The organism is Sphingopyxis sp. LC363, assembly GCF_000756385.1.
Classification (GTDB): Bacteria; Pseudomonadota; Alphaproteobacteria; order Sphingomonadales; family Sphingomonadaceae; genus Sphingopyxis.
This window is the reverse complement of record NZ_JNFC01000009.1, coordinates 21,170-46,029: the sequence shown is the minus strand read 5'-3', so window position 1 is coordinate 46,029 and position 24,860 is coordinate 21,170. Positions and strand designations below refer to the sequence as shown.

28 protein-coding genes are annotated in these 24,860 nt (G+C 60.7%); 12 read left to right on the top strand and 16 right to left on the bottom strand.

The genetic code is table 11. From position 1 onward, the window contains the following. Positions 1 to 4 precede the first annotated feature (4 nt). On the bottom strand, positions 5 to 2,416 hold the full coding sequence (locus tag FG95_RS04600) for a type IV secretion system DNA-binding domain-containing protein (RefSeq protein WP_200880148.1): 2,412 nt from the start codon (positions 2,414 to 2,416) through the stop codon (positions 5 to 7). Between the two features lie 1,068 nt (positions 2,417 to 3,484). Between FG95_RS04600 and FG95_RS04595 the strand changes: the two genes are divergently transcribed. Next, a complete protein-coding gene (locus tag FG95_RS04595) occupies positions 3,485 to 3,745 on the top strand; it encodes a hypothetical protein (protein WP_037554250.1) in 261 nt (86 codons plus the stop codon). 419 nt (positions 3,746 to 4,164) lie between these two features. On the opposite strand, the gene FG95_RS04590 is transcribed toward FG95_RS04595, so the two are convergent. The 8 genes from FG95_RS04590 to FG95_RS04555 form a co-directional block, all read right to left on the bottom strand. Then, positions 4,165 to 4,536: a single-stranded DNA-binding protein gene (locus FG95_RS04590; RefSeq protein ID WP_081933004.1), complete on the bottom strand. Its 372-nt coding sequence runs from the start codon at positions 4,534 to 4,536 to the stop codon at positions 4,165 to 4,167. A 439-nt stretch (positions 4,537 to 4,975) separates the two neighbouring features. Beyond that, positions 4,976 to 5,443 carry a type II toxin-antitoxin system PemK/MazF family toxin gene (locus tag FG95_RS20455; RefSeq protein ID WP_141237237.1) on the bottom strand — a complete coding sequence of 156 codons (468 nt, stop codon included), beginning with the start codon at positions 5,441 to 5,443 and terminating at the stop codon, positions 4,976 to 4,978. Continuing rightward, a complete protein-coding gene (locus FG95_RS04580; RefSeq protein ID WP_037554249.1) occupies positions 5,370 to 5,636 on the bottom strand; it encodes a type II toxin-antitoxin system Phd/YefM family antitoxin in 267 nt (88 codons plus the stop codon). The genes FG95_RS20455 and FG95_RS04580 overlap by 74 nt, the downstream gene beginning before the upstream one ends. Before the next feature lie 274 nt (positions 5,637 to 5,910). Next, positions 5,911 to 6,501: a hypothetical protein gene (locus FG95_RS04575; RefSeq protein WP_037554248.1), complete on the bottom strand. Its 591-nt coding sequence runs from the start codon at positions 6,499 to 6,501 to the stop codon at positions 5,911 to 5,913. 108 nt (positions 6,502 to 6,609) lie between these two features. After that, positions 6,610 to 6,915: a DUF7673 family protein gene (locus FG95_RS04570; protein WP_052182087.1), complete on the bottom strand. Its 306-nt coding sequence runs from the start codon at positions 6,913 to 6,915 to the stop codon at positions 6,610 to 6,612. Between the two features lie 57 nt (positions 6,916 to 6,972). Next, a complete protein-coding gene (locus FG95_RS04565; RefSeq protein ID WP_037554247.1) occupies positions 6,973 to 7,317 on the bottom strand; it encodes a hypothetical protein in 345 nt (114 codons plus the stop codon). A 28-nt stretch (positions 7,318 to 7,345) separates the two neighbouring features. Continuing rightward, complete coding sequence (locus FG95_RS04560) at positions 7,346 to 8,314, bottom strand: SLOG family protein (protein ID WP_037554245.1); 969 nt, start codon at positions 8,312 to 8,314, stop codon at positions 7,346 to 7,348. Between the two features lie 113 nt (positions 8,315 to 8,427). Continuing rightward, a complete protein-coding gene (locus tag FG95_RS04555; RefSeq protein ID WP_037554243.1) occupies positions 8,428 to 8,931 on the bottom strand; it encodes a DUF736 domain-containing protein in 504 nt (167 codons plus the stop codon). 924 nt (positions 8,932 to 9,855) lie between these two features. Between FG95_RS04555 and FG95_RS19780 the strand changes: the two genes are divergently transcribed. The 8 genes from FG95_RS19780 (at position 9,856) to FG95_RS21205 (ending at position 14,290) form a co-directional block, all read left to right on the top strand. After that, the gene (locus FG95_RS19780) at positions 9,856 to 10,389 is read left to right on the top strand and encodes a hypothetical protein (RefSeq protein ID WP_152567573.1); all 534 of its coding nucleotides are present in this window, start codon (positions 9,856 to 9,858) and stop codon (positions 10,387 to 10,389) included. Continuing rightward, positions 10,386 to 10,673, top strand: coding sequence for a sigma factor-like helix-turn-helix DNA-binding protein (locus FG95_RS04545; RefSeq protein WP_095389401.1), 288 nt, complete (start codon positions 10,386 to 10,388; stop codon positions 10,671 to 10,673). Before FG95_RS19780 ends, FG95_RS04545 begins: the two co-directional genes overlap by 4 nt. A 136-nt stretch (positions 10,674 to 10,809) precedes the next feature. Then, on the top strand, positions 10,810 to 11,319 hold the full coding sequence (locus FG95_RS04540) for a hypothetical protein (protein ID WP_037511954.1): 510 nt from the start codon (positions 10,810 to 10,812) through the stop codon (positions 11,317 to 11,319). Continuing rightward, positions 11,316 to 11,615 (top strand): hypothetical protein, encoded by a 300-nt coding sequence (locus FG95_RS04535; RefSeq protein ID WP_037511951.1) that lies wholly within the window; start codon positions 11,316 to 11,318, stop codon positions 11,613 to 11,615. Before FG95_RS04540 ends, FG95_RS04535 begins: the two co-directional genes overlap by 4 nt. A 122-nt stretch (positions 11,616 to 11,737) precedes the next feature. After that, positions 11,738 to 12,331 (top strand): ribbon-helix-helix protein, CopG family, encoded by a 594-nt coding sequence (locus FG95_RS04530; RefSeq protein ID WP_037511949.1) that lies wholly within the window; start codon positions 11,738 to 11,740, stop codon positions 12,329 to 12,331. A gap of 75 nt (positions 12,332 to 12,406) precedes the next feature. After that, positions 12,407 to 12,907 carry a hypothetical protein gene (locus FG95_RS04525; protein ID WP_052182085.1) on the top strand — a complete coding sequence of 167 codons (501 nt, stop codon included), beginning with the start codon at positions 12,407 to 12,409 and terminating at the stop codon, positions 12,905 to 12,907. Then, a complete protein-coding gene (locus tag FG95_RS04520) occupies positions 12,865 to 14,139 on the top strand; it encodes a DUF1173 domain-containing protein (protein ID WP_235211458.1) in 1,275 nt (424 codons plus the stop codon). The genes FG95_RS04525 and FG95_RS04520 overlap by 43 nt, the downstream gene beginning before the upstream one ends. 22 nt (positions 14,140 to 14,161) lie before the next feature. Then, entirely contained in the window at positions 14,162 to 14,290 is a 129-nt protein-coding gene (locus FG95_RS21205) for a hypothetical protein (protein WP_255247304.1), read from the top strand. A gap of 86 nt (positions 14,291 to 14,376) precedes the next feature. Here the strand turns inward: FG95_RS21205 and FG95_RS20450 are convergent, their stop codons facing one another. Beyond that, positions 14,377 to 14,598: a hypothetical protein gene (locus FG95_RS20450; RefSeq protein ID WP_040110191.1), complete on the bottom strand. Its 222-nt coding sequence runs from the start codon at positions 14,596 to 14,598 to the stop codon at positions 14,377 to 14,379. 183 nt (positions 14,599 to 14,781) lie between these two features. Here FG95_RS20450 and FG95_RS04515 point away from each other — a divergent pair, with 183 nt between their 5' ends. Beyond that, positions 14,782 to 15,663, top strand: a complete 882-nt coding sequence (locus FG95_RS04515) for a BadF/BadG/BcrA/BcrD ATPase family protein (protein ID WP_037511945.1) — start codon at positions 14,782 to 14,784, stop codon at positions 15,661 to 15,663. Between the two features lie 79 nt (positions 15,664 to 15,742). On the opposite strand, the gene FG95_RS04510 is transcribed toward FG95_RS04515, so the two are convergent. Together FG95_RS04510 and FG95_RS20105 are read right to left on the bottom strand one after the other, a co-directional pair. Continuing rightward, positions 15,743 to 16,510, bottom strand: a complete 768-nt coding sequence (locus FG95_RS04510) for a GntR family transcriptional regulator (RefSeq protein ID WP_052182083.1) — start codon at positions 16,508 to 16,510, stop codon at positions 15,743 to 15,745. A 121-nt stretch (positions 16,511 to 16,631) separates the two neighbouring features. After that, positions 16,632 to 17,504: a protein phosphatase 2C domain-containing protein gene (locus FG95_RS20105; RefSeq protein WP_040110192.1), complete on the bottom strand. Its 873-nt coding sequence runs from the start codon at positions 17,502 to 17,504 to the stop codon at positions 16,632 to 16,634. A 122-nt stretch (positions 17,505 to 17,626) separates the two neighbouring features. Here FG95_RS20105 and FG95_RS04500 point away from each other — a divergent pair, with 122 nt between their 5' ends. Then, positions 17,627 to 18,724, top strand: coding sequence for an anhydro-N-acetylmuramic acid kinase (locus FG95_RS04500; RefSeq protein WP_037511939.1), 1,098 nt, complete (start codon positions 17,627 to 17,629; stop codon positions 18,722 to 18,724). On the opposite strand, the gene gph is transcribed toward FG95_RS04500, so the two are convergent. Both gph and FG95_RS04490 read right to left on the bottom strand, forming a co-directional pair. After that, complete coding sequence (gene gph / locus FG95_RS04495; protein ID WP_235211457.1) at positions 18,703 to 19,509, bottom strand: phosphoglycolate phosphatase; 807 nt, start codon at positions 19,507 to 19,509, stop codon at positions 18,703 to 18,705. The two genes, FG95_RS04500 and gph, sit on opposite strands and share 22 nt — an antisense overlap. Positions 19,510 to 19,741: 232 nt before the next feature. Further along, a protein-coding gene (locus FG95_RS04490; RefSeq protein WP_407695120.1) for an IS3 family transposase occupies positions 19,742 to 21,105 on the bottom strand; the annotation gives its coding sequence in 2 pieces (ribosomal slippage) (positions 19,742 to 20,755 and positions 20,758 to 21,105; 1,362 coding nt in all). Positions 21,106 to 21,428: 323 nt separating this feature from the next. Here FG95_RS04490 and FG95_RS04480 point away from each other — a divergent pair. Beyond that, a complete protein-coding gene (locus tag FG95_RS04480; RefSeq protein WP_037511931.1) occupies positions 21,429 to 22,658 on the top strand; it encodes a cysteine desulfurase in 1,230 nt (409 codons plus the stop codon). A 24-nt stretch (positions 22,659 to 22,682) separates the two neighbouring features. Here the strand turns inward: FG95_RS04480 and nagA are convergent, their stop codons facing one another. Then, complete coding sequence (gene nagA / locus FG95_RS04475) at positions 22,683 to 23,813, bottom strand: N-acetylglucosamine-6-phosphate deacetylase (protein WP_037511927.1); 1,131 nt, start codon at positions 23,811 to 23,813, stop codon at positions 22,683 to 22,685. After that, entirely contained in the window at positions 23,810 to 24,856 is a 1,047-nt protein-coding gene (locus FG95_RS04470; RefSeq protein WP_037511924.1) for an SIS domain-containing protein, read from the bottom strand. The genes nagA and FG95_RS04470 overlap by 4 nt, the downstream gene beginning before the upstream one ends. Positions 24,857 to 24,860: the final 4 nt, after the last annotated feature.

Sequence of the window (24,860 nt, the reverse complement as noted above, 5' to 3'; positions counted from 1 at the left end):
GCGCTCAATCCATGTCCATGCCGAGGTCGTCGCTGCCGCGGGCCATGCCGTCAGCGCCGAGCTCGGCACCGCCGGCGCGGCGATGCTCACTCTCCCCGAAGTCCATCCGGGATTCGCGGCGGGCCAGTTCGCCACTTCGCTCTTCAGTCGGATCCTTGGCGCCGCGAAGCCGCTCCTTATAGGAAAGCGCATCCTGCCGGCCGCTACTGCCGGTGGCCGCATTGCGAGGGATGGCACCATTCGGCGCAACGTCGTCGATCGACCGCTTGGCCAATGAACCGGCGGGATGCAGATTGACTGGCTCCCCGATCAGATCCGACCGACTATCCGAACTCCCACGACCAACATCCAGTACGTCGCGCGCGCGGATCCCGCGCCCCTCCTGCAGGTCTGCGGCTTCGGGACGGCCGCTCCATTCCGCCGCCAAAGTGGTTCCGGGTTCGGGACGGTCGTTCGCGATGTCCTGACCGCCCCCCTCTTCCCCATCGCCTTCACTATCGTCCTCTACGATCGGCTCCAGCTCGGGCGGCGCCGGAGCCTTGATGAACCCTTCGGCAACCGGCGAAAAGCCGACATAGGGGAACGACACTAAAGTCGCAGGAAACTTCTCGGGAAACCGAACATAGGCGTTGAGATTGGGAAGGCTGGTGATGTCATCGGCGATCACCAGCGCTTCCTCTTTGGTCGTCGGCGAGATCGTCGACGCGTCGCGAGTTTGGTGCGCGCCGTAGCTGTAGGATTCGTCCATTGTACGAACTTTGCGAAACCCGATCAGGCGCGAGCATTCCTCGGCCGTATCCCGATCGGTGGTGCGAAGCATGATCTTCGTGTTGGTCAAACTGATGATATTGCGGGCGCCATCCTCACCATATGGGGCCCGGAGCCCGGCAAAATTGTGGAGCCCAAGAACGAACGCGCCGCCGAAACTGCGTGCTGTCTGAAGCCCGCGCTCAAGAGCCGGCAACTTGTGGAGCGCCGCCAATTCGTCGAAGATGTACCAGGTCCGAAGTTGGCGCGAATGGGGGAGCGTCATGATCGTATTGATCGCGATATTCATCCAAAGCGTCAGCAGCGACTTCGACATATCGAGATCGGCATATCGCGCCGTGATGAACAGGATCGACGCTTTACCATCGTCGCGTTCGACCCAATTCTTGATGGAGAACGGCTCACCGTTATCGGGCAGAAAGCGGATGCTTTCAGCATGGGCGTTGAGCACGGCCCGGATCGATTGCGCCATCTTTGCCGCGTCGGGAGAAATGAGCGGATCGGCAACCGTGCCCTTTAGGCTTTCGTAGATCTTCTTGAGGCTCGCCTTCAACAGTTCATCTGAGAGGTGCCGGTTCGTTCCCTTCCCCTTCTTCTTCAGATTATCGCACATTTCGACAAACAGGGTACGCGCGGCCTTCTCCCAAAAGCCTCCGTCCGATCCATGGTCGGCGGGAATAAGTGCTGTCGCGGCGTTCACGAATTCACTGCGAGATTCGCAATCATTGAACAGCGACCATGACTCGCAGCGCGCGTCATTAAGGTTCAGAACATGGTCCCGATCGGGGTCGTAGAACGCTTCCATATAATGGCCGGTAAGATCGAATAGCACGCACCGGTCGCCCCGCTCTATCGCTTGCGCCACGAGCTGGCGAATGAGCGTGGTCTTGCCCGTGCCTGTCGTGCCCGTGAGCATGACATGGCTCTGTTCGAAGCCATAAGGGAACGGCAACGTCGCAATCTTGTACGGAAAGATGACCCCCGCAGCCTTGCGCTCCGCAAGCGGCAAGGCTTCGACCTGAGCGAGCGTCAAATCGGGGAACGCCTCCTTCGCGCGAGTCCGAACGCGGTCAAGGTTATGACGATCGAGCATCATCTTGAGAACGTCATACTCGACGATCTCCACGCCGCGTTCGTGGTGATCGGCAAGAATGGACTCTCCCCGATCGCGTGCCCACGGAATGAACCACAACGCGAAAGCCCCGGCGCCGGCGCTCGCGAAGAACAAGCTTCCGAACAAGGCGTTCATCAGCTTTGCCCACGCAACCTGCACGTCCGGGATATAGGGAACATAGCCCATGTAGGTTGGATAGATGCTACCGTCACGAAGCGTGACGTTGGCGCGCTTCATTTCGTCGAGGCCAATGAAGTCCCAGGTTGCCGCGAGCGCCTTGGTGCCGAGCATCTGGAACTCATAATCATCGAGAATGAGTGTCAGTTTGACCCAGGTGAATGCGGCCAGCAGACCGAACCAGACGAACAAGGGCACGCGCGCGCCGCGCCACCACATCGAGAACTGATGCCCTATGAGCTGCGAACCGCGGGTGAAGTTGCCAGAGTTGCGATTGGCTTCGCCGTGACTTGACCATGAGCGCGGATGGCGGGGGCGTGACGGCCTATCTGTCATGGTGACGGTCCATTCGTGCATCCACCATTGCGAGAAATTCGTCACGCCGATCAGGCGCGTTCGTCCTCACCCATTCATCGGCAACGAGCTGCACATACTCGCATATGATAGCCATCCGTTGCGGATTGAACTGGGGACGATCCCGGTCCGCCAGGAAGCTGTTTACGATGCGACGGACAAGCTCTGACTTGGTAATGCCTTCCGACTTGGCGAGCTCGTTTAGAGCAAGCCAAGCTGAAGGCGAGAGCGCAACAGAACGACGATGAAATTCCAAACCACCCTCCCTCTCAGGGGTAGGCGGTGGGTTCTTGCGAAAGGCGAAACTCGGATATCAGCGACCGGAACTAGGGTCAAGCTGGCCGACAGTCGCAGAAATTGCTGGTGCAATTTGCACCCCGATCAGGTCTTCAAACCGACCGGAATTCGCCACTTTTGGCGGGTGTCGATTGCACCCCGATATAGGGTGGCACATGCACCCCTTCGGGTGCGTTATGCACCCTCACATTTCCCTGCGTTTCCGCTGGGTTTTGAGCTTCGCGAATTGCGGCTTGCCGCATACCGTGTGCATCTCAGAATGAGATATCCCCGAAGCGGGTCTCTCATTCTGCTTATCGGAGGGAATCCGGGCATAGCCCGTCAGCTTGCCTGTAATCTGGGCACATTCGTGCCCGGTTCGGGCACGAGAGTTCAGGCCTGCATGAGGCGCTAGCCCCGCCAGACATTTGCTGATCGCTTGTCCGCATGCGGGCAGCGTAATCGGCAACGCTCGTTTGATTGACGATGCCGAATAGGTTGCCTGCTGGAACCACGATATGGATCATCCGCTTGGTCGGATGACCGATCGATCGCGACGCCCTGTTGGACCGATCGCCAACAAGCGCATTGCGTTTTGGGAGCGCGAAGCGTGAACCCAAAACGCAACTCATTCTGTCGCCGGCGGGGAGTCAAACCGGCACCCTTCCGTGTCCATTCCCTGTCCGATTTCGTAACGCCGCGGACAGACGTCGTGTACCTGTTTCGGTGCTGGATTATCGCCCGTATCGTGATAGCAGTGCGCAAAGATTGGATAGGCTGAAGCGGAGTAAAACGATGCCAAGGGCGAAGAAAATCGAAGGCAATCTGGATGCGATTGCGGCGAGACGCGCAGAGCTGGAAGCCGAACTTGCGCGGGTGACGGAAGCGGAACGCCGAGCCCGCGAAGCGGAGCGCGATGCGGGACGTGATGTACTTCTCGCCGCACTGGGAAAGGTGAAGATTGCCCGGATGGATCGAAGCGAAGCTACGGCCATTGCGAAGGCGATCGAGAAGCATGGCGCAAAGAGGATCGCGGAGAAGTTGGACACGCTCTGAGGCGATCGGCGATGTGCTGGTTGCGAGCAAACCGAGGCAACGAGTGAAGGCGATCGTGCCTATACCCGGAGAGATGCGCAAATGGCGAAGGGCCGCGTGCCGCCGATGCGAACCGGCGGGCACCTTCCCGCCGTGAGCGAGGCGGTCACAGGCGCGCGGCTTGCAAAGCGAAAGGGTCGGTCGTCGCCGGCCCACACATGGGTGTTCGTTAAATGGCGTCGGGAGATCTTCGCCGTTGGCTGACCTTACTGCCAGACTCTCGGCAAAGGCGAACATTGGCTGTTCGTCGGGATCGTCGAAATTCATCTCGATCTGATCCCTGCGTCATATGCGAGCGCGCGATAATCGTCGTAGAGTTCGGTTTCCATGATGCGTCTCCTGGGAAAACTGAAGGGGCGGACGTAGCCGCCCCGAGAGGTTCAGAAGGGAACGTGATCGTCGTCTTCAGCGGGCGGCGTATCGTTCGTGGTCGTCGCCTGTTCGCCCTTCCGGCGCTCGATGGTGAAGTCGTTGACGGTCAGGTCCACGTTATAGTGGCGAACGCCGTTCCGCTCGTAGCTGCTCTGTCCAACGCGACCTTCGAAGGTCACCAGGTCGCCGACGCCGATTTCTGTTACGCGTTCATGCTGTTTCTTGAAGAGCGTGACGCGGTTCCAGACGGTGCGATCCTTCCAGTTGTCATCCTTGTCCTTGTAGGGATATTTGGTGGCGACATCGATGTGCGCGACCTTCTCCTTGGCGTCGATCTTTCCGATACGGCCAGTGATGATGAAGTCGGCTTTCTGTTTCATGGCTTGTCTCCTTGGGTGGTGTCGTTGCTGACGCACTTCGAGGAGGCGGCCGCTCGCCGCGGGCAAGCTGAAAGACGGAGGCTCCGCCGCGCAGCGGTGGAAACCGTAGGCCCAAAGGGCTGGTTTTCTGCTTGAGGGTCGATAGACCCGTCCCGCGAAAGGCGGGCGAGCTGTCTACGTGCGTCAGACAGCAACGAGGCCGCCCAAGGAGGCGAGCTGCAGGGAGCCATTCAGGCTGGCCGCGCTCGCTGAAGATCGATCGGGACGGTCCTGCCTATGGTGGCGCATCGATCCCCGATGGGGGCGAAAGTGGAACCGCCGCACTTTGGTCCGCACGGTCATCGGAGGCACAGCGGCCAACCCGTCGGGCCGGATTGCTGATCTTCGCCGATCGCGACGCAGCGCATCGGACAGCCTTCGACAGTATCGGGCAGACTGGCTATTCGGAGCGGTGCGTTGGATTGATGCGGGCGCTGATTACATTATCGAGCACCCGCCGCCAAAGTGCCTCGGGCATGATGCCGATGAAGGGCGAGCCGTCAGCTGCGCCTCGTACGTCAGGTCCAACCCAGGTGAACTCGTTGAGGTCGTTCCATACGATCCGCGAACGGTCGTCCAGTCCCAGGTGCTCCGTCACCCGGGGCGGGATCGCTATCGAGAGGCCAGGGTCATAGTTACGCGTCGTTATCGGCGCGGTGATGACGCGTAGCTGGCCCCGAGCCCGGAACGTGCTGAGAACGAGGCAGGGCCGAATCTTGCGGCCGTCCTCAAGCCCGCGCTCCTTTTCGGCGCGCCAGAGATACACGTACTGGATGACGTCAGTGGGGAGCGGCTCAGTCCATGAGCTCGTTAAGGGCGACGGCTTCGGGGCGCGCCGTGGCGGTCCGGAGGCTTCGGGTTGCTTCATCACTCAATTCCTCGGGCGTGACAGCGATATGGTCGAGGCGCGCGAGGCGTTCATATTCGGACGCGGGCAACATGACGACGCGGGTGGCGCCGTTGCGCTCGATCCCGATGGGGTGCGTCATGGCTTCGTCGTAATAGAAGCCGAAGCGCTTCGAAACCTCACTGGAAGTGACCTTTTCGATTGGCAGTTCCATGATTCCCTCATCATCTTCATCGTCATGCTGGCAAACTGAACCTTGCGGCTCTCATCGTCTCGAAAGTCATCATCATCATCGGAATCGCCAACATACGTAATCTACGGAATGTGAGAATTCAACCCCCGCCCGTGTGCGGGCTGGATCACGGCATGAGGGCTCGGCCCTCTACGCCGGGATCCACTGCGGGCGACGACTAGTCGAACAGCCGCCCGACCAGCTCGGCGCCGTCGTGCTTCAGCAAGATGACATCGCGGAACTGCGCGGGGGGTCATCACCGCACGCCGCGCCGCTTGCGGCGCATCGAGCTGGAGCGCGCGGGCGGGACGGCCGCGCTCAATTCCGCACGGCGCCGACGTTCCTCGCGGCCCCATTCGGCAAGAAGCGGACTGATGTGCGTCTGGATCATCACGTCCAGTTCGAGGTCCGACATCGCCGCGATCTTGGCTTTGCGATCACGCTCCCATTCGACATCGCTACGCGGACGTACCTCGCCCTCGTGAACGATCAGTCGGCCGTCACGAAACATATTGATGTAGGTCAGCAAATAGCACGCGTTGCCGGGACATTTGCAGCGACCCCAATAGCGGATGAATGCGGCGCGATCCGGTTCGGCGATCGCGCGCAGCTCGGCGCGCGCGCGCCACCAGTTTCGAGCCTCGCGATCGCGGTTCGCTTGCTGGTTCTCGACGAATGCTCTGCCGCGCGCGTCGAGCAATTCCTCCGGTGTGGGCTGGCTCTCGGCGATCTCGGCGGCGAAGAGCGGGAATTTCTCGCGATCCAGACGCAGGCGGCGTTCCGCCGCCTTCAATTTCCGGTTCGTCCGCTCGTAGGCATAGATTCCCTGATGGGGTGTGAAGCGCATAACACGATATCCGACGCAGCGCGGCCACGCTGGGGTGGATGCTCCCACGGCTGCTGCGACAATAAGGGCTGGGAAAATTACGAAGTGGCGCCGCGAACGGCAGGCGCCCTAGTCGGGGCGCCAACGGTCGACCAGATCGGCCATCTGACCGCGATACTGGTCGCCGAAAGCATCGATGTAGACGGCCCCGCCATGCTGACCGAGAAACGCAAAGACGGTAGCCATGTCAGCGGCAACGTCCCGGTCAACGCCGAACAGGTCAGTCAGCGGGAAGTTTCCCCACTGGTCGCCGTCCCACCATGCGAGGAGAAAATTCGTGACGCGGGCCGATTGGCCGGTGTCGGCGCGCGCAAGGTCTATCAGGCGGTTAAGCGCGGACTTCAACTCGGGGTGAGCGAGAATTTCTACATTCATCGGTTCGGCTCCTTCGGCCCGTGTATCAAGAAAATCGAATGTCGTCAGTTTTTGGGGTCAATCGTCTTTCGAGGCCCGCGCCAGTTCGTGGAAGCGCCAAGCGACATTTTCCGCGAGCACTGCGAGGTGGGGAAGGTCGCAATTCTGAATCTCTTCCTCGATGCTGATCCGGCGGAGGCTTTCCGCTCGCTGCGCGTCGGTTTCGGTCGGCGCCGTTATCGGCGCCGACGGTGCCGCAATCGTCGGAAAACGCGTCCACTGCTGGGTGAGCCAAGCAATCAGGCCCGGCTTGTCGGTCGGAACGTCGATCTGTTCCCAGGTCCCGCCGTTCGCGCGGACCAAGCCCGCTGCGTCACTTTGATTTCCCGTCCATTCGCCAGTGCTGGTCAGATAGAGGCGCATCGTAATTCTCCGGGTGGGCGAAATGCGATCAGGCGTGAGCCTGATCGCGGATCGCAAAATCTGCGTGTTTGAAGATGGTGAGCGGGACGCCAGCGGCGCGAAGATTCTGCGCGAGATTGATCTGGACGCCGCTGCCTTCGCAAATAACGGCTTCAACTGGCAGCAATCGCTGAATAGAACGGTTACGCTCGAACGCGGCGCGGTTGCCAAGCTGGCGATTGAGCCGGAAGGCGACAAGCGGCACCCCGCGCGCTGCGGCCCATGCGGCGCCGATGGCGTCGGCGCCCTTGTGCTGCGCAGTCGTGACAAGCGTCATCGCGGGAATGCGGGCCTTGATCGCGTCCAGACGATCCCAAAGCGCCTTATGCTCGGTCCAGTCCTGCCCGCCCGACAAAACGACAACCGGACCAGTCGGGGCGTGTGCTTCCCGTTTTTCCACCGCGCGCGCTGCGAGAAAGTCGCGCGCGTCGATCTGCGAGGCGGTCAAGGTGCGGCCCGTTCGGCTGCCGGTGGTAGCGGACCAAGGCTGGCCGCATTCGACGCGGTAAATCTCGGCGGCGTGGTCGCGCATCGCGCAGATCGCCGCGACGGCTTCATGAAGCGACTGGCAAAGGCGCTGCGTCTCCTCGACCTTCACCGCGTGGATTTCGGAAGGGTCCATGATGCGCGCCAGCTCGCCAAGCTCGCGCGCGGCGTCATCCTCTTGGCGTGAAAGCTGCTGCGCCACCTTGTGGAAGCTGTTGACGATCCCCCAAGCGATGCGAGGTGCGACAGGTGCAAGGCGCGTATCGGCGAAGAGGTTGAAAATCTCGCCGGTGACGTGGGCAGCAACGGCGCGCGCTGCATCGCCGTCGGGCAAGTCGTCGGCCGTGGGTTCGTCGTGGATGGAAAGCTGGCTGGCGGCAATTTCGCTGGTGAAAGCGCCCGCGAAGGCGTCGGCGCTGGTAAGGCTGGCGTAATGTTCTGCAAGGTCGGCGAAGTTATCGAAGCGGGCCATGATGAAATTTCCTGTTCGCCGCTTCGGAAAATGGATAAGCATCGAAGCGGACATTGACCAATGTTCAGCCATGAGAGGCCGGAAGAGCTAGACCCTCTCCCGGCCTCCTTCATTTAGGCGGTTGCCTTGTCGGCGGTTTCACCCCCCTTCCCTGCTGCGCCCTTGCCCTTGCTTCCCTGCGGCGCGTCGGGTGCGGTGCTGTCGCCGAGACCGGAGTCGCCGCTGATCCCATCGTCCGAACTCTGCCCGACGGGCGGCAGGTCCTGTTCGGCCTGACCCGCGGGGATTTCACGACGCGGACGGCGACGGCTCCAAAGGACGGCAAATCCCCCTTCGCGGTCATGCCACAGCGCAATGTCCATCGGGTTCGCCATGCTCGGATCGTCGATGCGGCCCTGATAGAAGACTTCTCCCGTCGACTTCTTGATCTGCTCGAACATCGCGCCGACCTTGGCCCAGGTGCGTGCCGGGGTCAGCGCCATCACCTCATATTTCGGCGCCGCTTCGTTTTGGCTGATGACCGGACGCAGCGCGACGACGTTGGAAAAGGCGACGGTATCGATACGACCGATGAAAACGCCATCGCTATTCTTCTTGAGGTTGCCAATATTAGCCATGAAGTATCTCCATAAATTTAGGGCGATGCCCCTCTTCAGAAAGTCAAAGCAGAGTTGCCGTCTTGACAATTACTTAATAACGGCGGCATCGATAGCGGTCTATCTCATTGTTTTCTTGACGAAATTGCGATCCTCTTTGGTGAGCCGGAGCAACAAACAGACGCGCGGGAGCGCGGACAGCGAAGATCGCCCGGCCCGACCAGGGCCGGTTCCGCTATGGTCGGGGGAAGCGATGCAATGCCCTCACCTGTCCATCCCCTTCGGAGCCGCCGTCGCAGGCCCCAAGAAGCAGACGGGGGATAACGCGGGGCAAGCTGAAAAACGGAGGCTCCGCCGCGTAGCGGTGGAAACCGTAGGCCCGCAGGGCCGGTTTTCTGCTTGAGCGCCCGCAGGGCGCGTCCCCGCGCGCCGCCGGATGCGACGCCGGGAGCCTGAAAGGCGGCGTAGAAGGGAGCGGGACAGGTTTGCGCGCACCCTGGCGCCTCGGCACGCGAATAGCGTGGCGAGGCCTCGAAAACGACTGCGGGCGCCAAAAGGCGGCCGACCATCTTCCCGTGCCCCTGATCGTTACCCGAAGGGCCGAGACCCGCAGGGGCACGGCGAGCTTGGTCGCGATCGCAGAATCGCGGCCCTAGCGAGTAGAGCAGGTTACCGATCGGCGGATGCCGGTCGGTGGCCCGCACTTCCGCGATCCAATTCTCCGATCAACACCCTCCCCCAATCCATCAGCCGCAGAATTCCGCACTTTCCAGACGAAATGTCGGGGGATATTCGCGCCAGTGAGGCTTCGGCGGAGCCGTATTATTGACGTTAGACACACCCCCCTTTCTGGGTATAGCGCGACAGCGAAAAGTCTGATTTCATTGACCTCGGTCGTTTGAGGCCCTCGCCGGGCAGCGGCCGAACAACAGCAGGATGAAGACGATGATCGTGACAACGAGCTTGTCGCGCCGGGGCCTTGTGCGCGCCGGCGGAGGACTTTTGCTGACCGGCATATTGCCGATCGACGACAGTGTGAGCGATGGGGGGCGTGGACTGCAAGGCCGCGGCGCCGATCGCTTCGAGCGAGCGGAGGAATTCTACCGGGGCGTAGCCGCGGGGCTATATCGGCATCCGCACGACCTTCTCTATCAGGCGGGGATCGTGGCCCAGCTCGGCATCGGCGCATATTTGCTCGATCTTGGCGCTTCGGACGATTGGTGCCGGCAGCGGATCGGCCTCTTCGTCGACAAGGCATTGGCGATAGCGAACGAGGCCGGCTTGTATCATCGTGATCCCGCCATGCTCGAGCTGGCCGGGCTGCTCTCGCCCTATGGGCAATGGCGTGGTCCTTTCGCGGCCGATCTACCGGCGATCGAGACGATCAACACGTCTCGAGTGTCCGCTACGCTTGACGGCTTGCTAGGAACGGTGAGGCGCCGGCTCGCCGGGGTAAGCAACGAAGGGGCGGAGCGATGAAATGGCATCATAGTTTGTCGCGCGCCTATTGGCTCTGGATTCGCGTGAAACGCTATCCGCAATATGCTCGCCGGCTCGGCGCCGATCCGCCTGTCCTGGATCAACTGGATCTGGCGATGGATCTATTGTGGCCGTTCGCGCGGCGTGTGTTTCTCATGCACCGGGTCGACGAGCTGCCATATGGGGTGATCGCGATCGCGGTCGACGTCGACGTGGCGACCGTCGAACGCTGTGTCGCTGATGCATTGTGGTCGGTCAGAATGGTCCGCCGGGAATTCGAATGAAGGCCCGAAACCGACGTAACTTCACCCTCATGTTACCCCTCATTTATTCGAATAACAATTTACAGGGGGTGACTTCGCCGCCCCGAACCTGATCGTTCCTTTGTGCACGATTTGCGCGTAGCTTGGAGGGCGCCAAATGGAACGGCGGACATTTGTTGGCGGATTGCCGATCGCCGCGGGTATGGTCGGCGTGATCTCTCTTTCGGCTGAACCGAGTTCGCTCGACAATGAAAAACACAAAGCTGCGCGGTGGCGGCTGCAGAATGCGAGAGCGTTTTTCCCGAAGGGAGAATTCGTTCGCGCCGGCGACCTGCTCTATCAGTTGGGCATTGCATCGCAGCTCGCCCTGACGGCGTGTGTCGTGGCGGATGGTTGGACGGACGAGGATTGTCGCCGCCGGATCGGACTGGACGTCGGCAAAGCTCACTTCTTTGCGAAGGCCGGCGGGCTGCAATTCGATTCCGATAGCTTCGCGCGAATTGTCCCGTTGCTGTCGCCATATGGACGATGGCGATCGCCGGCGATGGGTGGTCACATCGATGCCGGAACGATTGACGCCGGCGCGGCTAAAACCGCGGTCTCGCAGTTGCTGATAGCGGTTCGGTCGCACCTGGTTGGCGGCGAAGGCAAGGCAGCAGGTCGATGATCTTGCATCACCGCATCGCGCGCAATTATTGGCTGCACGTCAGATTGAGGCACTATCCCGCGTTTGCGCAGAGTATCGGCCCAGCGCCGGACATCCGCGACCAAGTGAAGCTCGCGATCCAGCTCGTTTGGCCGCTGGCGCGATCGGTCTATCTCCTCAACGGAGTACATGATTTGAGTTATCGCCAGATTGCGACATGCGTCGGGGTAGATGTCAGCACCGTCGAATTGTGCATTGCCGACGCTCTCGTCTCGATGTGGACGATCTGCGACCAGTTTGGCGAGGCCCCTGGCTAAATTCGCACCGTCATTTTCGCACCTTCCGTGCATCGGATGCCGATTCGTGGAGGGCGTAATACAAACTTGCAGGGCTTCCAAATCTGTCTTACGCATGGCCGACTTGTCATCGGGAGATGCGAATGACGATTTTCAATGTCCGGCTTTCGCGCGAGGATGAAGCGGAGTTGGCCGCCGCCGCGAAAAAATCCGGTCGCAGCAAATCCGAGATCGCGCGCGACGCGATCTCGGCTCACCTGAAGAACATGGCCGACGACGAGAGGCGATGGGAAACGCTCCAGGACGATTGGAGCGAATATGGGTCGGCTGTACAGGACGCCTATGAAGCTCTCGTTGGTGTCCAGGTTGCCAAGCTGGACACGGTACGCAAGGCATTCGAGGCTCGTCTGGTCGAGATCGGGAATATGGATTGGGAACAGTCGATCGAGCCAGTCTACGAGATTTTTCGGCGGAAGGTGATCGAGAAGTCACGCGTCGCATATGCGCCGAACCCCTACATCGGGGGCAGTGATGCCAGAGACCCGGAGGTGGTCGCAGTAATCGGTTTTGCGGCCGACGACAGACATGCACTGGTGACACCGCTTGAGCAGGCATTTTATGATTATTGCGGTTTAGCGGGCTGGGACGCCTTCAACGAAATTCCGGTGGTCTTTGAACGGGCGCGAGCGCGGCTGGAGGCGGACGATAAAAAACGAGTGCGACCGGATGCGAATTAGGGATTCGCAGATGCGATCCAATTGATAAGATGCCGATCTTCATATCGTGTTCGGCAGAGAAACGAGGAGAATATTATGGCGCTGCAGGATCTATGGCTGGAAGGCATCGATGTCGATGCGGCGCTTTACGATATTCGCGATGACGACACGCAGGCGTGGGAAGTGCGCGCGCTTGCGGGCGCGAGCATCGGTATCGATCCGATCGCGGGACTGCGCGCTGTCATCGAGCTCAGCACCGCAATGGAACGGATCGTTCGCGGCGAAAATGACGGCAAGGCGCAACTGGCGAGCATCCTCGGCCGTGCCGGCGACGACTACCAGCGCTGCCTCTGGTATACGGTCGCGGGCCGCGATCCGCTCGCGGTCGCGACGTCGTTCGGCGAGCTCGAGAAGTTGATGGCTGCTCGGGCGATGCTCTGGGTCGAGGCTGACGATCGAGGGCTGACACCGGCAAAGGCGGACAATCCCTATTGGACGACAAGACCAGAGGGACCGCCGGCGACTTTCAGCGATCACTTCGAGCTCGGCGAACATTGGACGCCATTTCTGCCGTCAGAATTGCTCCCGGAGGACTGACGATGCAGCGCTACTATGTACTCGACCGGGAAATGGCCGCAGGCGAAGACGGGTTCGAGGCGATGGTGGCGCGAGCCTATAGGCTCAAGCAGGCGGTACGCTGCCTCTGCCGGCGCGACATCGCGCTCGATCTCTATATTGCCCATCGACATGGCGGGCATGTGCTGTCGCGCTGGCCCGGGACGGGCCCGCGGCACGCACCGCACTGCGATCATTATGAGGCGCCCGATCATCTGACAGGGCTCGGCCAGGTGCTCGGCAGCGCTATCGTCGACGACATCGACAATGGCGTGACAACGCTCAAGTTCGGCTTCCCGCTGTCGAAGGGTCCTGCGCGCGCGGCACCGGCGTCGTTCACGAACGACAAGCCCGATGTGAAGGCGACGGGTCAGCGGCTGTCGATGCGCGGGATGCTGCATTTCCTGTGGGATCGAGCGCAGCTCACCCACTGGCATCCGCGCATGGCGGGCAAGCGCAACTGGTACATTGTTCGCCGGCAGCTCCTGAATGCAGCGCTCGGCTGCAAGGTGCGGGGCGACCCTCTCGCGCAGCGGCTGTTCGTGCCCGAGACATTCCGTCTTGAGGACAAGGACGCGATCGCGGGCCGTCAGGACGCGGAGCTGGCCATTGCCCGATCGGAGCCCGACCGGATCATGATCCTGATCGGCGAGATCCGTTCGATCGAGAGTGCGCGCTATGGCGAGAAGATCCTGATCAAGCATATGCCTCAGCGACCGTTCCTCATGGATGCCGATATGGCGCGCCGCTTCCATAAGCGGTTCGCGGCCGAAGAGGAGCTTTGGAGGTCCGACGATCGCGACGGCAGTTTGATCATGGCCGCGAGCTTTTCCATGGGTGCGTCAGGCCTCGCGCAGATATTCGAGATGTCGGTGATGCCGGTCACCCGTGAATGGATCCCCTATGAGCGGCTCGAAGAGAGAATGCTGGTCACGCAAGCGATCGAAGAGAAGCGCCATTTCGTGAAAGGGATGCGGGTCAATCTCGGCCTCGAGATGCCGATCGCGAGCTTGACCCTCACCGACACCGGCGCGGAGGCAACGGCGGTCTATCTCGCACACAACCTGCCTGAGCCGCGGTATGACGAGGCACTCGAGCAGCTCATGCGGACGCAAGGCGTCGAGCATCTTACTTGGCGACCCGGTGATTGTCTGCAGATTGCGCAGAGTGGTTCGACCCCAATAAAGGTGGCGGGAACATCAACTGCCCACTGAGACTCCGCACCAGGGGGCTTGGATGGCGATTGTCGATAAGATGATGGCCGCAGAATGGCTTATGCAGGCTGCGGTCGAGATGCTGAATCGAAACGATGATGTGCTTAGCGGTGCATGTCATGGCTTCATCGGCGCTGGGCCTCCTCCGTGAGTTGGTGGCATGGCAGGGCGACGGTTATGCCCCTCGAGTGCTCAAGGATAGCCGCAAGCCGAGCTGAAGGAACTCCCAACGGGATGTCAGAGGCCGCCGAGATAGAAGCGATCGTCGACAAGATTGTTGAAGGTACCGAGGCGCGGGGTGTGAAGTTGGCGGCTGATATCGCGATCGCAACGCCGAAGAAGGACGTCCGAGCTTGGTCCTGTCAGTAGTTTTGTGCGCGAGGTCATATAGATGGAAAAGAAAGGACTATCGAGCACTATCAGGTTGAACCGCGAACTCCACCGCCAGGGTTCATCCATGCCGACCCAGGTCTCCTCGTCGATGCGTGCGCGCCGTCTTCACTGCAGAAAAGCTCTTGCGACCAGGAGGCCATCCACGCATGGAGTCATAGTGAGGAAAGCAGGAGATAACGTAGCGAATTTGTTATCAGTAGCTAGATTGAGCTTTCATGGTTCCCATCACAATGGCAGCGGGTCGATAATATGGTCTTATATCTAGGCATCGACGCGGGCGGCACCGCAAGTAAAGCGAGGCTTGTCGATGCGAACGGCCTGCGATTGGGTGCGGGGAAGGCCGGCCCCGCCAATACGCGCATCGGGCTCGACGCGCTGCACAGATCCTTGCTCGACGCCTGCACCCAGGCGCTCAAGGATGGTGGTGTCGCCGACAGCGATTATGGGAGCGTCCGGGTCGGCATGGGAATTGCGGGCATCAATCGGATGGGGATGAAGCAGCAAATCCAGGCGCTCGATTTTCCCTTTGCCAATGTTCAGTTAACCAGCGACTCGATCATCGCCAATCTGGGTGCACATATGGGCGGCGATGGTGCGATCTTGATCCTCGGTACCGGAAGCGTCGGGTTGATCAAGCGCGGTGAGGACAGTTTAAGCATCGGCGGCTACGGCTTTCCCATTTCAGACGAAGGAAGCGGTGCGGCGTTGGGTCTCAGTGCAATCCGCCATGCCCTGCGCACGCTCGACGGACGGACACGGCCGACACAGCTCAGTCAGGCGGTGACCAAGCAGTTCGACCATGCTATCCCGAATGTCATCGCTTGGATGGACGATGCAGCGCCGGCCGATTATGCCGCCTTTGCCCCACTGGTGATGGAATATGCGGAGATAGGTGACGAGATTGCGCTGTCGATCGTTCGCGACGCCGCGCAGCATATCGAGCGCTTCATCGAGACGATATTCGCTAAGGGCGCGAGCCGTTGCGTGCTGATGGGTGGACTCGCACCGCGGATCAAGCCATGGCTGCGCGCCCGTGTCGTCGAGAAGCTGAGTGCGCCGCTTGGCGACGCGCTCGACGGCGCCCTGATTCTCGCCGGCCTGCCCATCGGGTCTTTAGCATCTGGCCGGTGATGGCGTGCCGCCATCGAGAATCAACTGCCCCGGAACCGAGCAAGATATGCGCGATGTGGTGGGCACACCTCAAACTCCGTCACGGCATTCCAACAGGATCGCGCCGTGACACCGACGCTGTGCTGGCAGCGATGTCAGTGACGAATTCATATCGATCGCCTCGATACGCAGACCTGGTAAATTCAACCGGCGTACCCTTCGTATCACGGGTCAGGCGCTCAATGCGCAATATCTCCGAGCTCTGCGCAATCGAGAGCATCCCGGCTTCGGTCGGAGTGGCCAAGGCAGCCCGAATACGCTGCGTGCCGGACACAGGAAATACCCCCGAACTCTGAAGCGCTGCGTAGAGCGAGTCACCCACGGCATCCAAATCCGGGAGGAACTCCGCGGGAACGACAGCATGTTCTATCGCCAGCGGTTCGCCATTCGCAAGGCGCACACGCGCGAGCCTTGCGACCTTGGTGGCGATCGGAATCTCCAAGGCGGCCGCCTCCTCGTCGGTGGCGTTGGCGTAGCTACGCATCATCCAGACGACACTAGGATCATCACCTCTCGATCGTGCATCTTCAGAAAAGCTCGTTAGCATTGCACCCCGCGCCTCGATACGATCGCTGACATATGTTCCCGAACCATGCCGACGAAAGAGCAAGCCCTCCTCGATGAGCTTCTGGATGCCCTTTCGGATCGTGACCCGGGACATGCCCATTCGTTCCGAGAGTTCGCGCTCGGACGGGAGCGGCTCGCCCGGTTCCACGCCGCCGCTTTGGATGTGCTCACGAAGATTGCGCGCCAATTGAAGGTAGAGAGGCGCGTTGCTCTCCTTCAATCCGGCAAGCTTGTCTCGCATTATTGGTCCTTTCCGCACATATTCCGATCCGGCAAGCGGCCGAGGAACAATCGCATTTTCGCCTGTTCGTTCCCGTCAGCCTGACCGATAAAGGTCCAATAGCACCTTGAGGTTGCCGGCTTCAACCATTTGGCACACTATTGGTATGCACATCGATCCTTATGAAGCTGACGTCGTCCGAAATTTTCGCGCGCGGGTGGCGGCGAAGGGACCCATCGACTTGCTCGAGATTGCGAAGGTCGGAATAGCATTTCTCGAATTCGGCGCGGTTCTCGATTGAGAGCAGATCGCTGGCCCCAAGGTGAGCGAACATATCGGCGAGGCGCAGGAAACCATCGCTTGCTAGCGCGATTGCCCAGTCGCCGGCGGGCAGTTCGGCGCGATCTGCGCGCTCGATTGCCTCCATTTGAAGACCCAGCACCCAATAGCCGCCATCGACATTCATGAAGGCTCGATTTTGGACGAGTTGTGGCCGCAATTCCTCGAAAAGTTCGGCCGCCGAAATCTCAGGTCGCTCGGCGAGGATCGATCGGGCCAACGCCTTGGTGCGGTGTTCGAAAGGGCCTATATTGCCGCCGTCTCCATGTTCGGCGAATTCTTCTCCGCCTAGGGACCGGTAGGCGATCCTGCAGTCTCCGAGTGTTGCCAGTTCAACCTTTTCGGGCAGGGCGCGGACAAAAGCTATCGCCGCGCTTGGCAGTTCATGGCGCCCCGCGGGCGGTCGCCGCGCCAGCGTCGAATAGGACGACCGGCAGTGACGTATGACGGCCGCGAACAAATCCTCGAAAGGCATCGTCGGCTTGCTAGCCAGTAGATCGCGGAGTTCCCTATCGACCCGCTGCGCGAACCATTGTGCATCGCTGACAGCTGAGACGAGGTTCTCCCCAATGCCTGATGCGCCATCGATAACCCAGGCCGCGAAGTCCGTATATCCGACCACATCCTCATTCGCTGCCGCTCCGGATCGAGTCTCCGCCAAACGGACGTTGAACATCTCGGCTCCATTAAATAGACGCGCGACCGGCCTTCTGCGCGCCGACCGATATCGCAGCTTGATGATGTGGTATCATAGTGGTAGCAGGTGCGCAACATCGACTACGGTTAGGGGAACGAGAGATGCGCATTCTTGGTTTCATGAGCGGGACATCGCTCGATGGCGTTGATGCGGCCATTTTGAGTTCCGATGGCGAAGCAATCGACGACTTCGGCCCGACGCACCTCACCTCATTCTCGACCGCAGAGCGCGCCATCGTCAAAGACGCCACCGAACAGTTTGTGGCGACCGGTACGGCCGAACCGAGACTGTTGGCGGAGGCTGACGATATCATTGTCAGCGCGCATGTACGCTGCGCGCGCGAACTTCTCTCCAAACCGGGGGCCGGTAAGATCGAATTGATCGGTTATCACGGCCAAACCGTCCTTCACCGGCCCGACCGCGGGTTGACGATCCAGATTGGCGACCCTGCAAGAATCGCCAATACGCTCGGCGTTGACGTTGTCGCGGACGTTCGGCAGGCCGATATGGCCGTTGGCGGAGAGGGCGCGCCTCTTGTTCCCATCTATCACGCCGCACTGGCACGGAAGATCGGGAAGTCAGGTCCAATCGCCTTTCTCAATGTAGGCGGCGTCGCGAATTTCACGTTCATTGGCAGCGATGAACAAATCATCGCACTCGATACCGGGCCCGGCAATGGGATGCTCGATCTCACGGTCCAGAAGCGCGGTCTTGGCCGATATGATGATGGCGGAGCGCTGGCCGCGAGCGGAGAGGTCAATCAGGCAGTGCTGAGTCATTTACTTGCGCATCCCTATTTCGAGCGTGAAGGCCCGAAGTCGTTGGATCGCTACGACTTTCCGCTCGATATCGTGGATGATCTCTCGGCCGCCGACGCAGCGGCGACGTTGGTCGCGTTTACCGCCAATTCCGTGGCGCTGGGCGCACGCCAGCTCCCCGAACAACCGGAACTATGGATCATTTGCGGTGGCGGGCGACATAATCCCGTCATAATGGAGGCCTTGCGAGAAGTGCTTGGCGCTTGTGAAAGCGCTGACGATTTCGGGTTGCGCGGAGATTTTATCGAAGCCGAAGCCATCGGATTTATCGCGGCGCGCTCGGTTCGGGGGTTGCCGGTGACCTTCCCGAACACGACGGGCGCGCCCAGCCCCACCACGGCCGGAAAGCTCTACAAGGCTCAGACGGCGACGGTCGCCTGACCGGAGTCAAGGTCGAGACTCACGCGCTGTGCGATCAGTGTGGCGGGTGCAATGATCGACCGCACGGCGGCGGGGAGCATGTCGAAATGATCGATGTGCAAATCCGCGCCAAGCTGGCTGGCGCACACGTCGGAAAATCCGAAGCCGACAGCAATCGACGGCATCGCCGCGGCTCTCGCTGTCGCTACATCGACCGCCGAATCTCCAACATAGATGGCCTTGGCCCCTTTGGCCTGCGTAATTGCGGTGAGCAACGGTAGTGGATCGGGTTTTCGAACAGGCAATGTGTCGCCACCGATAATAGCGTCGAACACACCAGCCCAGCCGAGCGCTTCGACCAGATGGTTCGCAAGTCCCTCCGGCTTATTGGTGCAAATCGCGAGCCTGAAGCCCTCGATCCGCAACTCTTCGAGCGCGAGTTCCAGTCCCGGATAGGGTGCCGAAAACGTACAAATATTGTCGGCATAGTGTTCCAAGAATACGGGAATGGCTCGTGCGATCAGTTCCTCCGGCGCATCTCCGCTAAGCGTCAGTCCTGCATCCAGCAGCGCGCGCGCGCCGTGGCCGGCAAGGGGGCGCACGAGCATCGGCTCGACGGTAGGCCGGCCAAGGACTTCCAGCGAATGATTGAGCGCAGCAATGAGATCGGGAGCCGTGTCGACAAGCGTCCCGTCAAGGTCAAATACTATTGTATCAATTTTCGGGCCCCGCATTGCCATGCTGATGCCCGGCCCCAGATCGCAATACAAGGGCCAATTATGCGACCCGCCTTCCATTCCGGCCATTCTGGCGCGTCGAATCTATCCCGGGGCGCGACCATCGCGGCCCGCTCGATGTCGCCGCTTTTCCGTCGGATTGCGCTGCTACCAAAATTGGTTACAATCTGGTATTAGGCGCATCGGATCGACGGGCGAAAGCAGTCGAACGGCGCGACGGAACGGAGTGTCCGTCGTCAGAACATTTGGCGCAGATCGCGGCGTAGATTAGCGGAGCGCGGGCCTCGTCCTGGGGTTGATATTAAGCGGCGAGCTTGCGGTGCTGCAAGCGTCGGTGTTCGATGGTCTTCCGTTTGATCCTTTCGCGCTGTTGGATGATGGCGTCAGCCCTGCCGAAGTAGGTGTCGGCGGGCGTCACATTGCCGAGGCTTTCGTGATATCGGCGGTGATTATAGTGGTCGATGAAGGCCTCGATCCGGGTCTCCAGATCGCCGGGCAGGAAGTAATTTTCCAGCAGGATTCGGTTCTTGAGGGTCTGGTGCCAGCGCTCGATCTTGCCTTGGGTCTGGGGATGCATCGGGGCGCCGCGGACATGGCTCATACCGTTGGCACCGATCCATTGGGCCAGCTCCTCGGCGATGTAGCTCGGACCATTATCGCTGAGCAGCCTGGGCTTTTGCACGACCCTGGCTGACGAACAGCCCGAGGCTTCAAGCGCCAGTTCCAGCGTGTCGGTGACGTCCCCGGCGCGCATGGTGGTGCAAAGCTTCCAGGCGATGACATAGCGGGAGAAGTCGTCGAGCACGGTCGACAGATACACCCAGCCCCAACCGATGATTTTGAAGTAGGTGAAGTCGGTCTGCCACATCTCGTTCGGCCGCGTCGTCTTGGTGTGGAACGCATCGGCTGCCTTGATCACGATGAAGGCCGGGCTGGTGATCAGGTCATGGGCTTTCAGAAGCCGGTAAACCGTCGATTCCGACACGAAGTAGCGCTTCTCGTCGGTAAAGCGCACAGCCAACTCGCGGGGCGATAGCTCGGACTCGTCCAGCGCCATCTCGACGATCTGCTGCTGGATATCGTTGCCGATGCGATTCCACACCCGGCTCGGCGCCGATGGCCGATCCTCCAGCGCCTCCGGCCCGCCTTCGAGGTAGCGGTCATACCATCGATAGAAGGTCCGGCGGGGGATGCCGAGCTGGTCCAGCGTCCGCTTGGCGGGCAGATGCGACTGCTCGACGATCCTGATGATCTCGAGCTTCTCAGATGCGGGATACCTCATTCTTCGTCGCCCCCATCCGCGATCATGCTTTTTTTGAGCAGACGGTTTTCCAGCGTCAGGTCGGCCACGCATTCCTTCAGGGCACGGGCTTCGCGGCGCAGGTCGTGCACCTCGCCGGTGGTCGCAGCTCGGGCGGTATCGCCGGCCAGACGACGCTTGCCCGCTTCCATGAACTCCTTCGACCAGGTGTAATACAGGCTCTGGGCGATGCCTTCCTTGCGGCACAGCTCGGCGATGCTGTCTTCGCCGCGCAGCCCCTCCAGCACGATCCTGATTTTGTCCTCTGCAGAGAAGTGCCGGCGCGTCGCACGCCGTATGTCCTTCACCACCCGCTCAGCTGGGGCCTTCGGCGCCGATTTTTTCAAGGAGGATTTGGGCTTCATCTTCGTTCCTTCGTCACTACGACGAAGCCCAAATCCTCCTTAAATCACAACCTCAAATCTGTGCCATTGGCGCTGACGGCGGACAGTCACGAACCCCCAAGTTCTTCACCGTCGGCAGATCGTCGACGTGCCGCATGCCGTCGCAGGCTCGGTCCCATTTCAGGCGCCGGCTCTCAAAATGTGGGGGACGCCGACCGAAATCATTCGCGGTGCGCCTGGGCTCGGCGAGCATAGTGGCGATATCCTAAAGGAGTGGCTCGGCTATTCCAAGGGGGACATCGACAGGCTTGTGGAGCAAGGACGGATCTGAAGGAGGTTTCGCGATGCTGCACCCCGAGCCAGTCCAGAAGGTCTGGGACCCCAATGTGATCAGGAGCGACTTCCCATTGATCGCGGGTTTGTCGGGTATATATTTAGACAATGCGGCGTCGGCGCAAAAACCGCGCTGCGTGATGGACAGCATGACCGATGGCGCTTTCACCCGTTATGCCAATGTCCATCGCGGAGCCCACCGGCTTAGCGGCCTCGCGACCGCGAGCTACGAAGGCGCGCGGGCCCGGCTGCAGTCCTTTTTGAACGCTCCCGGCGCAGAGCAGATTATTTTTACGAAATCTGCAACCGAGGCGATCAATCTCGTGGCGTCAGCCTTTGCCGCTATCGTTGCACCGGGGGATGAGATCGTTGTTTCCTCGCTCGACCATCACGCCAATCTGGTCCCGTGGCATTTGCTTCGGGAGCGGCACGGCATCGTCTTGCGCTGGGTCGATCCCGACGCCTTCGGCAATCTCGATCCCACCGCCTTCGCCGACGCGATCACGCCTCGCACGCGGCTCGTGGCGGTCACACACATGTCGAATGTTTTCGGGGTATTGACACCGCTCGAGGCAATTGTTCGGCTTGCCCATGAAAAGGGCGTTCCTGTGCTCGCAGATGGAACCCAGGCCGTGGTACATCACGCAATCGACGTTTCGGCGCTCGACGTCGATTTCTATGCGCTCACCGGTCACAAGCTTTATGGGCCGACGGGTATCGGGGCTCTCTATGCCAAGCCCGGCTGGCTCGAACGCATGCCACCGATGCTCGGCGGCGGCGAGATGGTCGCAACCTTCGGCCGCGATCACGTCGAATATGCTGCCGCGCCGCACAAGTTCGAGGCCGGGACGCCGCCAATTCTGGAAGCGATCGGACTTGTCGCCGCCCTCGACTATGTCGAGGGCGTGGGGCGTACGACTATCGCTACCCACGAGGCAGCGCTTGGTCGCCACGCGCGGGCTCGATTCGCGGCTATTCCAAACATCACCGTCTTCGGCGATGCCGAAAAGCCCGGTCCAATTCTGACGTTCGCCTCTGCCGGCGCCCATGCGAACGATATAGCGGCGATCCTGGACGCCAAGGGTATCTGCGTCCGTGCCGGCGCGCACTGCACTCAACCGCTCCATCAAATGCTAGGCTTCAGTTCGACCTGCCGCGCATCGTTCGCCATGTACAGCACGCTGGATGAAGTCGACGCTCTTGCCGATGCAGTGGAAGAGGCGTTGGCAATCCTAAAGTGAGGTCGGCCGCCTGGAGGGTGCTCGCTACTCGCCGCCGATCCAGGTCCGGACGATCTCAATGTCTTCGGAGAGGTGCACGATATCTGCGCGCGCGCGCGGCGCGAGGCATCCATAGGTGCCGGTCAGCCCCAGCAAAGCCGCCGGCGTCGCGCTCGCCATCTTGCAAGCGTCCGCAAGTTCGACGTGCATGTTCGAAACAGCGTTCCGAATGGCCCGAGCCATGTCGAGGTCGGAGCCGGCCAAGGTTCCGTCAGCCGAGCGCAGTGCACCTTCGTTGCGAAAAATCTCGGTCTCGCCAAGGAAGAATGTATCGATATCGGTGCCGACCGTCGGCATGGAGTCCGTTACGAGCATCAATTCGTCGGGACCCTTCGCGCGGAAAGCGGCCCGCAGCGCGGTCGGATGAACATGGTGGCCATCGACTATCACGCCACAAATCAGCGGGGACGCCAATCCAGCCCCTGCGACTCCTGGCGTCCGGCTAGCTAACGGGGGCATAGCGTTGAACAAATGGGTGATTGCCCGAAGCCCTTCGCTGATTGCGCGATCCATATCCTCGCTTGTTGCCAGCGTGTGTCCGGCAGAGACAATGACGCCCCGAGCCGTCAATTCGGCGATCAGGCCGGTAGCGACCATTTCGGGCGCGAGGGTCACAAGTGTTTTTCCTGCACCTAGCGAGGAAAGCAGATTCACGGCCCGCTCATCCATCTTGCGGATTTTCGATGCGTCGTGAATGCCTTTCTTTTCAATGTTCAGAAAGGGGCCTTCAATATGGATTCCCAGAACGCCGGGGGTCCCGATCGCGATAGCGTCACGTACTGCGGCTATCCCGCGCTCAATCACGTCGAAATCATCACTGATGAGGGTAGGAAGCAAGGCCGTGGTCCCGAATGCCCTGTGTGCCTCGGTGATCGCCCTAATCCCGTCGATCGTCGGGGATTCGTTGAACAATACGCCGCCACCCCCGTTCACTTGCGTATCGATAAAACCGGGAACGAGCATGCCGCCGTCCAAGCGAACTGGATCAAAGTCGGTCGGGACGCCGCTATCGGGTACGATGTCGACGATCGCCGATCGCTCGATCAGCAATGCGTGATCTGATCGCCATCCCCTTTCCGAGAGGATTCGCGCGCCGATCAAAGCCTTTCTAGTCATATTGTTTCGGTAACCTTCCTGAGCAACGGCGGCCTGTCGGGATCAAGTCCTCGTTCAATCGCAAGAGCGTTGGCAAGGCGGTAGTAGGACTGGATCATCGTGATAGGCGCGGTCACAGGATGCAGGCCTGCGACGACGGGAAGTTCGATGGCCCCATGTCCGACTGGTCCGGCCCCAGCCACGATTGCCTCTTTTTCGAGGAACAGGCGAAGCAATGCGTCCATCCCCGCCCGGGCTTCATCGAGCGGCGGGAAGACCAGGATAGGGAAGTTGCGATCGATCACTGCCATCGGGCCGTGCGCGACCTCTGCCGTGCTGAAAGCCTCTGCATGAATTCCGCATGTTTCCTTGAACTTCAACGCCGCTTCGAGTGCGATCCCGAATGACGGGCCGCGCCCGAGGACGAAGAGGCTGCGTGCCTGCGAGAAAGGTGCCAGAGCCTCGTCCCATGACACGGCCCAAGCTTGGCACAACTGATCCGGCAGGGCAGCAATGACGGGGTCGAGGGCTTGTCCGCCGGCGCATTCGGATATGATCTGGGCGAAGGCCGAAAGCGTCGCAATGAAGCTTTTGGTTGCTGCGACGCTTCGCTCCGGTCCCGCGCGGAGCGGTATGACGATGTCGGCGAGAGGTACGAGCGGTGCGCTTTCGTCGTTGACCATCGCGATGACGATCGCCCCGGCCTCTCGCGCCACCTCGGCGGACGCAAGCAGATCGGGGCTCTTACCCGACTGCGACACGACGATAAACGGCTGCCCCGCCATGTGCTCCATCGGTACGCGGTATACCGAACCCATCGATGGCGGGTGTGACGATACCGTCTTGCGAAGATGTGCCTCGAACAGGAATTTCCCATAGGCGGCAGCGTGATCCGAACTGCCGCGGGCGCAGGTGAAAATCGTGTGCGTTGCGGGGCGCAGTATCAGCTTCGCCAGTTCCTTCGCCAAGACAGCATTGTCCGACAACTGCTTGGCCACGATCTGGCCAGCCTCGCTGGCCTCGGAAAACATCAGGGTGGAGGTGGGGTGACGGGCTGCGTTCATTATA

Excerpts from the sequence above, each read along its gene's own strand:
- FG95_RS04600 (WP_200880148.1), bottom strand. The coding sequence starts at position 2,416 with ATGCACGAATGGACCGTCACCATGACAGATAGGCCGTCACGCCCCCGC.
- FG95_RS04595 (WP_037554250.1), top strand. The coding sequence starts at position 3,485 with ATGCCAAGGGCGAAGAAAATCGAAGGCAATCTGGATGCGATTGCGGCG.
- FG95_RS04590 (WP_081933004.1), bottom strand. The coding sequence starts at position 4,536 with ATGAAACAGAAAGCCGACTTCATCATCACTGGCCGTATCGGAAAGATC.
- FG95_RS20455 (WP_141237237.1), bottom strand. The coding sequence starts at position 5,443 with ATGAAGCAACCCGAAGCCTCCGGACCGCCACGGCGCGCCCCGAAGCCG.
- FG95_RS04580 (WP_037554249.1), bottom strand. The coding sequence starts at position 5,636 with ATGGAACTGCCAATCGAAAAGGTCACTTCCAGTGAGGTTTCGAAGCGC.
- FG95_RS04575 (WP_037554248.1), bottom strand. The coding sequence starts at position 6,501 with ATGCGCTTCACACCCCATCAGGGAATCTATGCCTACGAGCGGACGAAC.
- FG95_RS04570 (WP_052182087.1), bottom strand. The coding sequence starts at position 6,915 with ATGAATGTAGAAATTCTCGCTCACCCCGAGTTGAAGTCCGCGCTTAAC.
- FG95_RS04565 (WP_037554247.1), bottom strand. The coding sequence starts at position 7,317 with ATGCGCCTCTATCTGACCAGCACTGGCGAATGGACGGGAAATCAAAGT.
- FG95_RS04560 (WP_037554245.1), bottom strand. The coding sequence starts at position 8,314 with ATGGCCCGCTTCGATAACTTCGCCGACCTTGCAGAACATTACGCCAGC.
- FG95_RS04555 (WP_037554243.1), bottom strand. The coding sequence starts at position 8,931 with ATGGCTAATATTGGCAACCTCAAGAAGAATAGCGATGGCGTTTTCATC.
- FG95_RS19780 (WP_152567573.1), top strand. The coding sequence starts at position 9,856 with ATGATCGTGACAACGAGCTTGTCGCGCCGGGGCCTTGTGCGCGCCGGC.
- FG95_RS04545 (WP_095389401.1), top strand. The coding sequence starts at position 10,386 with ATGAAATGGCATCATAGTTTGTCGCGCGCCTATTGGCTCTGGATTCGC.
- FG95_RS04540 (WP_037511954.1), top strand. The coding sequence starts at position 10,810 with ATGGAACGGCGGACATTTGTTGGCGGATTGCCGATCGCCGCGGGTATG.
- FG95_RS04535 (WP_037511951.1), top strand. The coding sequence starts at position 11,316 with ATGATCTTGCATCACCGCATCGCGCGCAATTATTGGCTGCACGTCAGA.
- FG95_RS04530 (WP_037511949.1), top strand. The coding sequence starts at position 11,738 with ATGACGATTTTCAATGTCCGGCTTTCGCGCGAGGATGAAGCGGAGTTG.
- FG95_RS04525 (WP_052182085.1), top strand. The coding sequence starts at position 12,407 with ATGGCGCTGCAGGATCTATGGCTGGAAGGCATCGATGTCGATGCGGCG.
- FG95_RS21205 (WP_255247304.1), top strand. The coding sequence starts at position 14,162 with ATGGCGATTGTCGATAAGATGATGGCCGCAGAATGGCTTATGCAGGCT.
- FG95_RS20450 (WP_040110191.1), bottom strand. The coding sequence starts at position 14,598 with ATGGATGAACCCTGGCGGTGGAGTTCGCGGTTCAACCTGATAGTGCTC.
- FG95_RS04515 (WP_037511945.1), top strand. The coding sequence starts at position 14,782 with ATGGTCTTATATCTAGGCATCGACGCGGGCGGCACCGCAAGTAAAGCG.
- FG95_RS04510 (WP_052182083.1), bottom strand. The coding sequence starts at position 16,510 with ATGCGAGACAAGCTTGCCGGATTGAAGGAGAGCAACGCGCCTCTCTAC.
- FG95_RS20105 (WP_040110192.1), bottom strand. The coding sequence starts at position 17,504 with ATGTTCAACGTCCGTTTGGCGGAGACTCGATCCGGAGCGGCAGCGAAT.
- FG95_RS04500 (WP_037511939.1), top strand. The coding sequence starts at position 17,627 with ATGCGCATTCTTGGTTTCATGAGCGGGACATCGCTCGATGGCGTTGAT.
- gph (WP_235211457.1), bottom strand. The coding sequence starts at position 19,509 with ATGGCCGGAATGGAAGGCGGGTCGCATAATTGGCCCTTGTATTGCGAT.
- FG95_RS04480 (WP_037511931.1), top strand. The coding sequence starts at position 21,429 with ATGCTGCACCCCGAGCCAGTCCAGAAGGTCTGGGACCCCAATGTGATC.
- nagA (WP_037511927.1), bottom strand. The coding sequence starts at position 23,813 with ATGACTAGAAAGGCTTTGATCGGCGCGCGAATCCTCTCGGAAAGGGGA.
- FG95_RS04470 (WP_037511924.1), bottom strand. The coding sequence starts at position 24,856 with ATGAACGCAGCCCGTCACCCCACCTCCACCCTGATGTTTTCCGAGGCC.